The sequence below is a fragment of the Sphingomonas sp. G5 genome, assembly GCF_052660795.1.
On sequence record NZ_CP109660.1, the window covers coordinates 1,809,328 to 1,821,440 of the forward strand.

The 12,113-nt window shown below is 68.1% G+C and carries 14 protein-coding genes and 2 tRNA genes; 6 read left to right on the forward strand and 10 right to left on the reverse strand.

Annotated elements, in window-relative coordinates; genetic code table 11:
- Window positions 1-17: 17 nt before the first annotated feature.
- The 8 genes from NE358_RS08745 to NE358_RS08780 all read right to left on the reverse strand — a co-directional run bounded on the left by NE358_RS08745 (window position 18) and on the right by NE358_RS08780 (window position 7,133).
- Window positions 18-521 carry a hypothetical protein gene (locus tag NE358_RS08745; protein WP_289937592.1) on the reverse strand — a complete coding sequence of 168 codons (504 nt, stop codon included), beginning with the start codon at window positions 519-521 and terminating at the stop codon, window positions 18-20.
- Window positions 521-1,717: a hypothetical protein gene (locus tag NE358_RS08750; RefSeq protein WP_116239869.1), complete on the reverse strand. Its 1,197-nt coding sequence runs from the start codon at window positions 1,715-1,717 to the stop codon at window positions 521-523. The genes NE358_RS08745 and NE358_RS08750 overlap by 1 nt, the downstream gene beginning before the upstream one ends.
- A 42-nt stretch (window positions 1,718-1,759) precedes the next feature.
- A complete protein-coding gene (gene clpX, locus NE358_RS08755; protein WP_116239870.1) occupies window positions 1,760-3,028 on the reverse strand; it encodes an ATP-dependent Clp protease ATP-binding subunit ClpX in 1,269 nt (422 codons plus the stop codon).
- Window positions 3,029-3,388: 360 nt separating this feature from the next.
- Window positions 3,389-4,051: an ATP-dependent Clp protease proteolytic subunit gene (locus tag NE358_RS08760; RefSeq protein WP_103209095.1), complete on the reverse strand. Its 663-nt coding sequence runs from the start codon at window positions 4,049-4,051 to the stop codon at window positions 3,389-3,391.
- Between the two features lie 23 nt (window positions 4,052-4,074).
- Window positions 4,075-4,662, reverse strand: a complete 588-nt coding sequence (locus tag NE358_RS08765; RefSeq protein WP_174799692.1) for an ATP-dependent Clp protease proteolytic subunit — start codon at window positions 4,660-4,662, stop codon at window positions 4,075-4,077.
- A gap of 77 nt (window positions 4,663-4,739) precedes the next feature.
- Window positions 4,740-5,228: a tetratricopeptide repeat protein gene (locus NE358_RS08770; protein ID WP_116239872.1), complete on the reverse strand. Its 489-nt coding sequence runs from the start codon at window positions 5,226-5,228 to the stop codon at window positions 4,740-4,742.
- Window positions 5,229-5,477: 249 nt separating this feature from the next.
- Entirely contained in the window at window positions 5,478-6,986 is a 1,509-nt protein-coding gene (tig, locus tag NE358_RS08775; RefSeq protein WP_141377777.1) for a trigger factor, read from the reverse strand.
- Window positions 6,987-7,059: 73 nt separating this feature from the next.
- A tRNA-Pro gene (locus tag NE358_RS08780) sits at window positions 7,060-7,133 on the reverse strand.
- Window positions 7,134-7,326: 193 nt separating this feature from the next.
- Between NE358_RS08780 and NE358_RS08785 the strand changes: the two genes are divergently transcribed.
- Window positions 7,327-7,400, forward strand: a tRNA-Gly gene (locus NE358_RS08785).
- A 98-nt stretch (window positions 7,401-7,498) separates the two neighbouring features.
- On the opposite strand, the gene NE358_RS08790 is transcribed toward NE358_RS08785, so the two are convergent.
- Window positions 7,499-7,858 (reverse strand): A1S_2505 family phage non-structural protein, encoded by a 360-nt coding sequence (locus NE358_RS08790; RefSeq protein ID WP_289937607.1) that lies wholly within the window; start codon window positions 7,856-7,858, stop codon window positions 7,499-7,501.
- A gap of 10 nt (window positions 7,859-7,868) precedes the next feature.
- Window positions 7,869-8,447, reverse strand: coding sequence for a gamma carbonic anhydrase family protein (locus NE358_RS08795; RefSeq protein WP_289937608.1), 579 nt, complete (start codon window positions 8,445-8,447; stop codon window positions 7,869-7,871).
- A 149-nt stretch (window positions 8,448-8,596) separates the two neighbouring features.
- On the opposite strand from NE358_RS08795, the gene NE358_RS08800 reads away from it, so the two are divergent.
- The 5 genes from NE358_RS08800 to NE358_RS08820 all read left to right on the forward strand — a co-directional run bounded on the left by NE358_RS08800 (window position 8,597) and on the right by NE358_RS08820 (window position 12,014).
- Complete coding sequence (locus NE358_RS08800; RefSeq protein ID WP_289937611.1) at window positions 8,597-9,190, forward strand: alternate-type signal peptide domain-containing protein; 594 nt, start codon at window positions 8,597-8,599, stop codon at window positions 9,188-9,190.
- A gap of 10 nt (window positions 9,191-9,200) precedes the next feature.
- Window positions 9,201-9,722, forward strand: a complete 522-nt coding sequence (locus NE358_RS08805; protein ID WP_141377768.1) for a hypothetical protein — start codon at window positions 9,201-9,203, stop codon at window positions 9,720-9,722.
- Window positions 9,719-10,210: a hypothetical protein gene (locus NE358_RS08810; RefSeq protein WP_289937615.1), complete on the forward strand. Its 492-nt coding sequence runs from the start codon at window positions 9,719-9,721 to the stop codon at window positions 10,208-10,210. Before NE358_RS08805 ends, NE358_RS08810 begins: the two co-directional genes overlap by 4 nt.
- Before the next feature lie 74 nt (window positions 10,211-10,284).
- A complete protein-coding gene (locus NE358_RS08815) occupies window positions 10,285-11,418 on the forward strand; it encodes a signal peptidase I (protein WP_289937618.1) in 1,134 nt (377 codons plus the stop codon).
- A 110-nt stretch (window positions 11,419-11,528) separates the two neighbouring features.
- Window positions 11,529-12,014, forward strand: coding sequence for a Dps family protein (locus tag NE358_RS08820; protein WP_056231037.1), 486 nt, complete (start codon window positions 11,529-11,531; stop codon window positions 12,012-12,014).
- Window positions 12,015-12,113: the final 99 nt, after the last annotated feature.

Sequence of the window (12,113 nt, forward strand, 5' to 3'; positions counted from 1 at the left end):
GCGCGCGGACTCTCCCTTCACATGTCGCGACGCGCGAGTTCGAGCGCGTCACGGATCCTGGCCAGAGCTTCGGTGTAGCGCTCGTGCGATTGGCGGACGGCGGCGTCGAACTCAGCGTCGGGTGAGGGACGATCGTCGCCCTCCGTGACGTCGTCGTCGACTTCGTCCCACGACTCACGCAGTGCGCGGAGATTCTCGGATGACATCTTCCGCAGAGCCTGGGCGGCAGAAGTCTGGTCCTCGCCGCGGAAGACCGCTTCGAGGCTGGTCTCACCGAGGTCGATGCGCGACTGCACGGTGCGCCACTCCGCGCCCATCTCGCCGGCGCGAGCACGGGCGGCACGATGCTCGTCGGCCTTTCGGCGCTCCTCGGCCTCGATCGCGGCGCGCGCGTTCTCTCGCTCGTCGTCTTCGCGGAGAAGCCGTGCGAAGGTCTCCGCCATCGTGCGGAAGTCGCCGACCAGCCGATCGTCGTCGGGGCCGGGAAGGTGATCCATCATCGGGTCGTCGATGCGTGCCATCAGACTCGCGCCGCCGCTCCGCGCGCCAGGCCCTCGTACAGATCGGCCATGCGCATCGCACTGTCGGTCATGGTGCCGATGTTTCCGACCATCCCCGAAACGAGGTCGTAGATCATGTTGATCCACTTGTACGCCCACCGCGCATCTTGAATCAGGTCGTACACCGCGATTCCCGCTTCGACGGCCGCCACGAGCCAGCCCGCCACGGGAACCGCAGCTTCGGCCGCGATCCGCAGGAGCTTCTGCGCGAGACGGTCGAGGATCTTCAGGATCTTGCCGACAGCTTCTTTGCACAACAGGATCAGCACCTTGATCGCCGTCGCCACGGTGCCCGCGGGTCCGGCCACGACGGTGTGGGCCTGCGACATCACGCCGGCCGCTGCGACGAACGCCTCGGAGCCCTTGCCGGTCCACGACGCGAGGGGCGGGAGAAGCCCCATCGCGTTCTGACCGATCGCGCTCATGGCATCGCCCGCGTGCGTCCAAGCGAACTGCGCCTCGCGCATGCGCTCCCAGTCGCCCGAGAAGGGCTTCGTCACCTCTTCGAGGAGCGAGTAGCCGACGAGCTCTTCGAAGAGCCAGTCCACTCCGCCGAAGATCGGACCCGCCTTCCAACGGATGCTCTCGATCTCGGGATCCTCTCCCTGGGGTCGAGGGAGGAAGGAGCGCACGTCCTGCTTCTCGGTGACCGTTCGAGACGCGGACAGTCCGTCTCCCACGCGGTCGGAGATTCCCGATGCCGTCCCGTCGGCCCACTCGACGGCCGAGTAGCCGTCCCAGAAGGCTTGATTGAACAGGTTCCCGTCGGGCTCGCCGTAGCGACTCGACGCCCCGCCCTGCGCAGCGCCGAGAGTCGGCGCGGTGCCCGGCGAAGAGGGCGGCGTGTCGACGCCGAGCGACGCGGCGACCTGAGCGATCGCATCGTGCGCCGTCTGCTCGGCAGCGCGATACGCGGCGACCGTCTCGCCCATCCGCTCGGTGCCGATGCCGAAGGCCTGCGACGACATGTCGGCGACGCGCTTTCCAACGTCGACGATGCCGTCGCTGATCGGCTGGAACAGCTGCAGGATGAGGCCCAGCTCTCCCGCATTCAGGCGGGCGTACGTTTCGAGGTGTTCCCCGATCGCCTGCCCGTGTCCGGCTTGCCTCTCCAGCACCTGCTGCGCAAGCGACAGCTGGTCGGTATCGACATCCATTCGGTCCCCCCGGTCCGTAGGTGAAGGTGTGAGCGAAGCGGGTTACGCGCTCCGTCGCTTCTGTGCCAGCACGATGGTCGGCTGCGCGCGGTCTTCGACGGCCGCGCGCGTGATGACGACCTTAGCGATGTCGTCGGCCGAGGGCACGTCGAACATGATCGGGCCCAGGACGTCTTCGAGGATCGCGCGCAGACCGCGCGCGCCGGTCTTCCGCAAGACGGCGAGGTCGGCGATCGCGCGCAGCGCGTCCTCTTCGAACTCGAGCTGCACACCGTCGAGCTCGAACATGCGCTGGTACTGCTTGACCAGCGCATTTCGCGGTGCCGTGAGGATCTCCATCAACGCGTCCTGGTCGAGGGGCGAGACGGATGCCACGACGGGCAGGCGACCGATGAACTCGGGGATCAGGCCGAACTTGTGAAGATCCTCGGGCAGGGCCTCGCTGAACAGGTCGGGCGCGTCTTCCTTGCGCTGCAGCGGAGCGCCGAAACCGACTCCGTGCTTGCCGACGCGTGCCGAGATGATCTCTTCGAGGCCTGCGAAGGCACCGGCCACGATGAACAGGACGTTCGTCGTGTCGATCTGAATGAACTCCTGGTGCGGGTGCTTGCGGCCGCCCTGCGGCGGAACCGAAGCGACCGTTCCCTCGAGGATCTTCAGCAGCGCCTGCTGCACGCCCTCGCCCGACACGTCGCGCGTGATCGAAGGGTTCTCGGCCTTGCGGGCGATCTTGTCGACCTCGTCGATGTAGATGATGCCGGTCTCGGCACGCTTGACGTCGAAGTCGGCGGCCTGCAAGAGCTTCAGCAGGATGTTCTCGACGTCTTCACCGACGTAGCCGGCCTCGGTGAGGGCGGTGGCATCGGCGACCGCGAAGGGGACGTTGAGGCGCTTAGCGAGGGTCTGAGCGAGGTAGGTCTTGCCGCAACCGGTGGGCCCGAGCAGCAGGATGTTGCTCTTGGCGATGTCGATCTCTTCGGCGCGCTGCTCCGCGGGCTGAAGGGTGCCGTGCGAGCGCACGCGCTTGTAGTGGTTGTAGACGGCGACGGCGAGGGCGCGCTTGGCGGCCTCTTGCCCGACGACGTACTCCTCGAGGAACGAGAAGATCTCGCGCGGCTTCGGCAGGTCGAACTCGGCGACCTCGCCGGCCGACGATTCGGCCATGCGCTCTTCGATGATCTCGTTGCAGAGCTCGACGCACTCGTCGCAGATGTAGACGCCCGGACCGGCGATCAGCTGCTGCACCTGCTTCTGGCTCTTGCCGCAGAAGGAGCACTTGAACAGGTCGGCGCTCTCACCGATACGTGCCATGGCCGGTTCCTCCCGTCACCCGGCCCCCGCCGGTGTGTTACCCGAGCCTAACCCGAGCCCGGGTGATCCAAGGGCATTCGCGCGCGCGGCGGTGTCGTGATCGCCCACGGCGGACTCCCGGCATCCGCTCTCCCACCCTGTCGTCGCGAACGTCGAGCTGCAGCGATGGCCACCCCGCCGCGGCGGCAGGCGGCGCCGAGACGGCATCTCGCTGACGAGTCCGTCGCATGGTGACGCCGGTTCGTCAGCCGGCTGCAATCTCGCGATCCGCGATGCCCGCTGACCACGACGCCCCCCCACGCACGACGACGCCCCGCAGACCGAAACGGGTCTGCGGGGCGTCGTCGCGTCGCGAGCGCGTCAGGCGGTGAGCGCCGCCGGGGTGCGCTTGCGGGTCGTGAGCACCTGGTCGACGATGCCGTACTCCGCCGCTTCGGCGGCCGAGAGGATCTTGTCGCGGTCGATGTCCTTATTGACCTTGGCGACGTCCTGACCGGTGTGGCGCGCCATGGTCTCTTCGAGCCAGGTGCGCATACGGAGGATCTCCTGCGCCTGGATCTCGATGTCGGACGCCTGACCGTGACCGGCCTCGCCCATGGCGGGCTGGTGGATCAGGATGCGGGCGTTCGGCAGGGCGAGGCGCTTGCCGGGAGCACCGGCGGCGAGCAGGACGGATGCCGCGGACGCGGCCTGTCCGAGCACGACCGTCTGGATCTGCGGCGAAACGTACTGCATCGTGTCGTAGATCGCCGTCATGGCCGTGAACGAGCCACCGGGCGAGTTGATGTACATGATGATGTCGCGGTCGGGGTCCTGCGACTCGAGCACGAGCAGCTGGGCCATGACGTCATCGGCCGACGCGTCGTCGACCTGCACGCCGAGGAAGATCACGCGGTCTTCGAAGAGCTTGTTGTAGGGGTCTTGACGCTTGTAGCCGTAGGCCGTGCGCTCCTCGAACTGAGGAAGGACGTAGCGGCTCGACGGCATGTGGGCTGCGGTGCCGCCGAAAGTGGGGATGTTCATGTCGGTGTCCTTTTCCTGTCGCCTCAGACCGCCGCGGTTCCGCCGCCGCCGGTGACGTCGGTGGCGTGTTCGCGCATGTGGTCGACGAAGCCGTACTCCAGGGCCTCTTGGGCGGTGAACCAGCGGTCCCGGTCACCGTCGGCGTTGATCTGCTCGACGCTCTTGCCGGTCTGAGCCGCGGTGATCTCGGCCAGACGACGCTTCATGTCGAGGATGAGCTGCGCCTGCGTCTGGATGTCGCTCGACGTTCCACCGAAGCCTCCGTGCGGCTGGTGCAGCAGCACGCGGGCGTTGGGCGTGATGTACCGCTTGCCCTTGGTGCCGCTGGTGAGCAGGAGCTGACCCATCGAGGCTGCCATGCCGATGCCGACGGTCACGATGTCGTTCGGCACGAACTGCATGGTGTCGTAGATCGCCATACCGGCCGTGATGGAGCCGCCGGGCGAGTTGATGTAGAGGTAGATGTCCTTCTGCGGGTCTTCTGCGGCAAGCAGCAGGATCTTGGCGCAGATCTCGTTGGCGTTGTCGTCACGCACCTCGGAACCGAGCCAGATGATGCGGTCCTTGAGCAGTCTGTCGAAGACGCTCGTTGCCATAAGGGGTTCGGGCATGTGTGCTCCTCTTCCGTGATCTGAAATGAATCTACCGGCGCGTTCCGGGGCGGGATGCCGTGTTCGCCGCGGGCGGATCAGCGCGGTTCCTCGGCGATTTCTCGCGCGTATCCGGTCACGGAACGGGTATAGCGCGGCAGGTGCGGGGCGAGGGCTTGAAGAGCAACGGATGCCGCTCGCTCGGGCATTCCGCTCGACACGAGGGCGAGGGCGTAGAAGGCGGCCGCCGCGTCGTGAAGGTCGCCGTGGGGTTCGCGCTCGTACTCGACTCGGAGCATCTCGAGCGCCTCCTCCGTCTTGCCGAGGTTGCGGATCGTGCTCGCGAGCTGGATCGTCGCCCGGGTGCGGCGCTCGTCGTCGAGCCCGATCTCCAGGGCGCGACGGTAGAGCTGCTCGGCCTCGTCCTCGACGCCGGCGGAGTCACGCGCCCCGGCTCGCTCGAACAGCGCGACGGCGTCTTCCGCGGGCCGCTCGGCAGCCAGCGCGTCAATGCGTTCGATCACGGCCTCGGGGCTGAGCGCCTCGTCGGCCCAGACGGCATCCACTCGACTTTGCCAGTCGTTCATCTCACGTGCTCTCTCTCGGGTTGGGTGTCCACAACACCCGGACATTTCTGAAACGTCTCCGGGTGTTCTGGACACTCACGTGCTCCCGGCTCCGCCACCGATCCGACACCCCATCGACTGTCCAGAGCACCCGGACCGATTCGACGGTGCTCCGGGTGTTCTGGACACTCGACACGCCGCAGCGGCGTGCGCGGCATCCGGGAACGGAAAAGGGGGCGGATGCCACGGCATCCGCCCCCTCGTCTCGACTTACTCGCTGTCTGCGGCCTCGTCGTCGGCCTTCTTCTTCGCGGGCGCGCGCTTCTTGGCCGGAGCCTTCGCGGGCGCCTCGTCGGCGGGAGCCTCGTCAGCGGCGGGCTCCTCCGTCGCCTTCTTCTTGGCGGGCGCGCGCTTCTTGGCCGGAGCCTTGACGGGGGCTTCCTCGGCGGCGGGAGCCTCGGCGGCCTCCTCGTCGTCGTCGCCCTCGACGGGCTCTTCGCCCTCGACGGCGACGAAGCCGGTCAGGTCGACGGGCTTGCCCTCGGTGTCGACCACGGTGACCTTGCCCAGCGCGATGGCCAGGGCCTTGTTGCGGGCGACCTCACCGACGAGCGCGGGCAGCTGGTTGCCCTGCTGCAGGGCGTTGACGAAGTCCTGCGGCGCCATGTTGTACTGCGCAGCCGACTGGATGAGGTACTGGGTCAGCTCGTCCTGCGACACCTGGACGTTGGCGTCTTCGGCGATCTTGTCGAGAACCATCTGCGTGCGGAACTGCTTCTCGCTCGCCTCGGTGACCTCGGCGCGGTGCTCATCGTCTTCGAGGCGGTTCTCGCCCTCGAGGTGCTGGTGCACCTCGTCTTCGATGAGCTGCGGCGGAACGGGGATCTCGACGGCCTCGAGGAGCGCCTCGATGAACTTGTCGCGCGCGGCAGAGCCCTGCGTGAAGACGGACTGCTGCGACACGCGCTCGCTGAGCGACTCGCGGAGCTCGGCGATGGTGTCGAACTCCGACGCCATCTGAGCGAAGTCGTCGTCGGCCTCGGGAAGCTCGCGCTCCTTGACGGCGGTGATGGTGACCGAGACCTCGGCCTCCTCGCCTGCGTGCTCGCCGCCGACCAGCTTCGAGCGGAACGTGGTCTGCTCGTCGGCCGTGAGCGACTCGATGGCCTCGTCGATGCCCTCGAGCAGTTCGCCCGAGCCGATCTCGTACGAGACGCCCTCGGCGCGGTCGATCTCGTTGCCGTCGATGGTGGCGACGAGATCGAGCTCGACGAAGTCACCGGTCTTGGCGGGACGGTCGACCGTGATGAGCGTGCCGAAGCGGGCGCGCAGGCGGTCGAGCTCGGCGTCGATGCCGGCCTCGTCGACCTCGGCGGCGTCGACCGTCACCGTGATCGAGTCGTAGGCGGGCAGGTCAAACTCGGGACGCACGTCGACCTCGACGTCGACGATGAGGTCGCCGGAGAAGTCCTTCAGCTCGGGGAGCTCGACGATCTCGGCGTTGGGGCGGCCGATCACGCGCAGCTCGTTGGCCTCGACGGCCTCGCGGTAGAAGCCGTCCAGGCCCTCGTTGACGGCGTGCTCGATGACGGCGCCGCGGCCCATGCGCTGGTCGATGATCGGCGCGGGCACCTTGCCCTTGCGGAAGCCGGGAATCTGCACGTCGCGGGCGATGTGCTCGTAGGCGTGGGCGATGCTCGGCTTGAGCTCGTCGGGCGAAACCGTGATGTGGAGCTTGACCCGGGTGGGGCTGAGCTTCTCGACGGTGCTGTTGACCATGCGGTTCGTTCTCCTCGTGTGGCCCGCGCGCACGCGGGGGCCGGCTAGGCCTGTGGTCTGTGGGGCCGTGACGTCGGGGCGACAGGATTTGAACCTGCGGCCTCCCGCTCCCAAAGCGGGCGCTCTACCAAGCTGAGCTACGCCCCGGGGCGGCGCGCGGTACGCGCCGACGAAACGACCGCTGAAAGTCTAGTCGATCGGCCTGGCTGCACCGATTTCGCCGCCGCTCTTGCGCGAGAGGGCCGATGGGTGCCGACTCCCCGCGTTCGCGAGGCGCCTCGAGGTGTCGTAGAGTGGGTGTCGTCCGACTTCCCGGTTCCTCCGAAATCCGCGGAAATTCGGGGCTGTAGCTTAGTGGTAAAGCCTCTGTCTTCCAAACAGATGATGCGAGTTCGATTCTCGTCAGCCCCTCCACCTTCTGTTCGAGCCGATCCCATCGCATCGCGCATCACTGCCCGACGGCCTGCACCTCGTCGGCAATGCGCTCGGGTTCGGCCGCTGCCGACGGCGGTTCAGGGGTCGAGCTCCCTCGCGAACGACTCCGGCAGAACCACGTTGTCGCTCGCGCCCGCGAAGAAGCTCGCGACCCGCGCGGGTCGGTACCCGGCGATGCCGCAGCCCACCTCGGTCACGAGGAAGCTCAACTCGGCATGCTCCGCGGCGAAGGCGACGAAGCGCCGCGCCTGCTCCTCGAAGACGTCGAGTCCCGACATCGTGTCGATCCCGTACGACTGCCCCTGCAGGCCTTCGCTCTGACCCCAGATCGCGCCGAAGCGGTCCATCGCGAACCGTGCCGCTCCCCCGCCGTGCGCCCCCGAGGAGTTCGAGCCGAAGACGAAGATCTCGTTCGGGGCGAGCGATGTGATGTGCATGCGCGCGAGGTTACGCGCCGGAACTGTCGCCGTCCGCCGGGGTTGCGGCATCCTGAATCCGCGTCGCCGAGCCGTGGCGTTCGACGTGCGCGAGATACGTCTGCGCGTTACGGAGGATCTTCGCCCGCTCCTCCGGCGTGAGCGCACGCCTCACCTTCGCGGGGACGCCCGCGACCAGCGACCCCTCGGGGATGACGGTGCCCTCGAGCACGACAGCTCCCCCGGCGATCAGGCATCCGGGACCGATGTCGGCGCCCGACAGGACGACGCTGCCCATACCGATCAACGAGCCGTCGCCGATCGTGCAGCCGTGCACAACGGCGTTGTGCCCCACCGAGACGTCGGCACCGATAGTGACCGGGCGCCCGGCGTCGACGTGCACCGACACGTTGTCCTGCAGATTGCTGCGTGCGCCGAGGACGATGCGCGCGCTGTCACCGCGCACGACGGCGTTGTACCAGACGCTGGCCCGTTCGCCGAGAGTGACATCTCCGATGATGCGCGCACCGGATGCCACGAACGCGGTGTCGTGCACGCTCGGGGCGGCTCCACTGAGGGCGAGAACAGAGGCATCGGGCGCGATCGGCATGAGCCCGAGGCTAGCCGCTACCGAGAAGCGCTGGGGCACTACCGAGCGCGGGCAAACACCGTAGCTCCGGCCTGCGGATCAGTAGCGGCGATCACGACCACGACTCGTAGTTTCGGTCCCACTACAGCCGCATCGCCCTTGGAGACCTCATGTCGCAGTCGACCGAACCAGCTGCCCGCATCCGCGCCGACCGCCCGGCCCGGAGACACCGCCGCACCAAGGCGATTCTCGCGATTGCGGCCGGCACCGCCCTGCTTCTCGGCGGGGGCGGAACATACGCGTTCTGGACTACGCAGACCGCGTTGACCGCGGGGACCGTGAGCTCCGGAAACCTCGCCCTGTCGCTCGGCACGGGCTCGTGGAGCCTGAAGGGAGTCCTCGGGCAGGCGACGTCGGTTTCGAACCTCACCAACGTCAAGATCGTCCCCGGCGACGTCCTCACGCTCACACAGCCGGTGACCGTCACCCTCGTCGGCGACACCCTGGCCGCCGACCTCGCGGTCACCCAGGGCGCCAGCTTCGTCACGGGTCCCGCAGCCCCCTACGTGAAGGTCGCTGTGAACATCACCGGCCTGGGCGCGCAGACGGGGACCAACACCTATCGCGTGACTCCCGCCACGGCCGGAACCCTGACCGCCACCGTCACGGTCACCTTCGATTCGACAACCCCCAACCTCGTGGGCGTGAACACCCCCGTGGACCTCAACCAGCTCGCGTTCTCGCTGACCCAGGCCTCCAGCTGAGGAACGACCCATGCACCGTCGCGACGATCGCGTTCCACGGCGCGTCCGGTGGACCGCGGTCCTCGTCGCAGCGCTCGTGCTGGGCCCCGGCACACTGGCGGCACACGCCGTCTGGTCGGACCGCCACCCGGTCACCACTGGGGTGACCTCGACCGGCTCACTCGGAGCGACCGCGAGCTGGGCGGGGAGCTGGAGCGCGTGGCAACCGCTCGTGCCGGGGCGCTCCAGCGACACCGCGGCCCTGCGTGTGAGTGCGACCGGGTCGGGTGACACGTTGCGCTGGCGAGTGAACGCCACGGCGTCCGTGTCGACCTCGCTCGCGCCGTACGTCTCGACGCAGGTGTTCGTCGGCGCCTGCGGGACCGGCACCCCCCTCCCCGCGGGTGGGTTCGCGCCAGCCGGCGGATATGCACTCGGAGCATCGGTGGACCTGTGCCTGCGCGTCACTCTCGACGCGAGCGCTCCGTCGACGACCCAGGCGACCGCTCTCACCCCGCAGATCACCGTCACCGTCGATCAGGCGACGTCATGAGCCGTCGCCTCGCGATCGTCGCCCTCGCCGCCGCCCTGGCCCTGGCGCTCACCGTGCCCACCGCCGCCGCGGCCGCCTGGCGTGCGACCACCTCCGCGCCGGTGTTCTCGCTCAGCACGTCCGCGCTCGCGGCGCCCGTCACGACGTGCACGTCGAAACCGGCGGTGCTCGGTGTGTCGTCGTACGCGCAGATCTCATGGTCCCCGGTCACCGATGCGACGTCGTACACCGTCACCGCCACGAACTCTGCGAACGGCGCCAACCAGGTGGTCGCCACGGGCGTGACCGCCACGGCGATCGATGTGACCGGCTCGGTGCTGACATCGCTCCTGTCGTCGGTCGTGAGGGCGCTGCTCGACGGTGGCAGTGTGGTGATCACCGTCACCGCCGTCACCCGAAATTGGACGTCACCGCCCAGTAACGGGCAGCCGATCGTCCTCTCCAGTGTGGTCGGCGGACTGCTCGGGGGCGTCAAGTGTCAGAGCTGATCGAGGATCCCCGCACTCCCGGCTCCACCGCTTCACCGCCGGAGCGGCCGAGGTGGACTCGGGCGCGCGCCATCGTGGGCAGCATCGTTCTCGTCGCGGTGTCGCTCTTCGCCCTGATCACCGTGGTGATCCCTCTGCTCCTCGGCGCGCAGACGTACACTGTTCTGACCGCGAGCATGCAACCCGGCATGCCACCGGGGACGTTGATCGCGGTTCGCCCGTCGTCGATCGACGACGTCCGGGTCGGGGACGTCGTGACTTATCAGCTGCGCTCGGGTGAGCCCGCCGTGGTCACGCACCGCGTCGTGGGCACGACCAGCAGCACCGGTGGCGCGCGGCTGTTGATCACCCGAGGAGACGCCAACGACGCCGACGATCCACCGGTGCAGAGCGAGCAACTTCGCGGGACGGTGGTCTTCGCGGTGCCCTATCTCGGTTACCCGGGGGTCGTCTTCGGGGGCCAGGAGCGCGGGATCGTCATCGCGGCGGTCGGTGTCGCGGTCGTCGGCTACGGCCTGGTGCTGCTCATCTTCGATCTCGTCCGTTCGCATCGCCACCGCAGAGCGACCACGGCGTTCACGCTGATCCTCGTGATGGCATCCGTCCCCTTGCTCATGCCGACTCCCGCGTCGGCGTCATCCACCCGGCTGCTCGTGAGCGACGATGGGGCGCGCTTCGTCTCCGACGGAGCGGTGCGTCTGTTCGACCAGCCGGACCGCATCGTTCCGGGCGGCACGCTCACCTCCACCCTCTGGATCCGAAACGCGAGTCCCGATCCGGCGCGGGCGGGGCTGCGCCTCGATACCGCCCCCGTCGACACGGACCCCGTCGACACGTCGTTCGCGCGCTCTCTCACCCTGATCGTGGCCTCGACCCCGGTGCCACAGGGGGACCAGTGGGTGAGCTCGGTGATCGCGCCGGGTGACACGCTCCGCGTCGACCTCGGAGTGAGAATGGATGCCGCATCCGGCAACATCTCGCGCAACGCTGACGCCGTCGTAACTCCCGTCGTCCAGCTCACGGACGCGACAGGGACCGACCCCGTGATTGGGGAACCTGATCCGACCCTCGCGGACCCGTCCCGGACCGGAGGATCGCTCGCGTGGACCGGCATCCGCTCCACACCCTGGGGCATGCTCGTCGCCGGGGCCGCCGCGGTGGTGACCCTTGGTCTCGCCCTGGGACTGAGACGCGACCAAGGAAGGTGAGGATTGCCAATTCACCAGGGATTTAGCCGAGCCTCATCTTGCTTGCGGAATGCTCCCACGTGAGTAGCGTTGCATTCAACGAGACTTCGAACGTCGCCTAAGGAGCACACATGAGCACCGTCCAGACCCCCGCCGCCACCACCGTCGACCCGACCATGGCCGCCGGCACGGCGCAGTTCCTCTCCCCCGTCGTCATCGGCCTCGAGGCGCTTGTCGTCAACGGCAAGCAGGCGCACTGGCACGTCCGCGGCGCCAACTTCATCGGTGTGCACGAGCTGCTCGACTCGGTGGTCGCGCACGCGCAGGAGTGGGCCGACCTGGCCGCCGAGCGCATCGTGGCCCTGGGTCTTCCCATCGACTCGCGCCTGTCGACGGTCGCCGCAAAGGCGAAGGCCACCGAGGTGCCGGCCGGTTTCGCACAGTCCGACGTGGTCATCCGTGCCGTGATCGCCGACATCGACGCGGTCCTCGTCGACATCGAAGCTGCCATCGAGGGTCTCGACGAGATCGACATGTCGAGCCAGGACGTGGCGATCGAGATCAAGCGCGGCCTCGACAAGGACCGCTGGTTCCTCTTCGCGCACCTCGCCGCGTAAGACATTCCTCGAAGGGGGCGGTGCTTCGGCACCGCCCCCTTCGTTCTTCTCGGGCGTGGATCGTCCTGTCCCGTCCGCCGCCTCGTGGGCCCTGCCGCC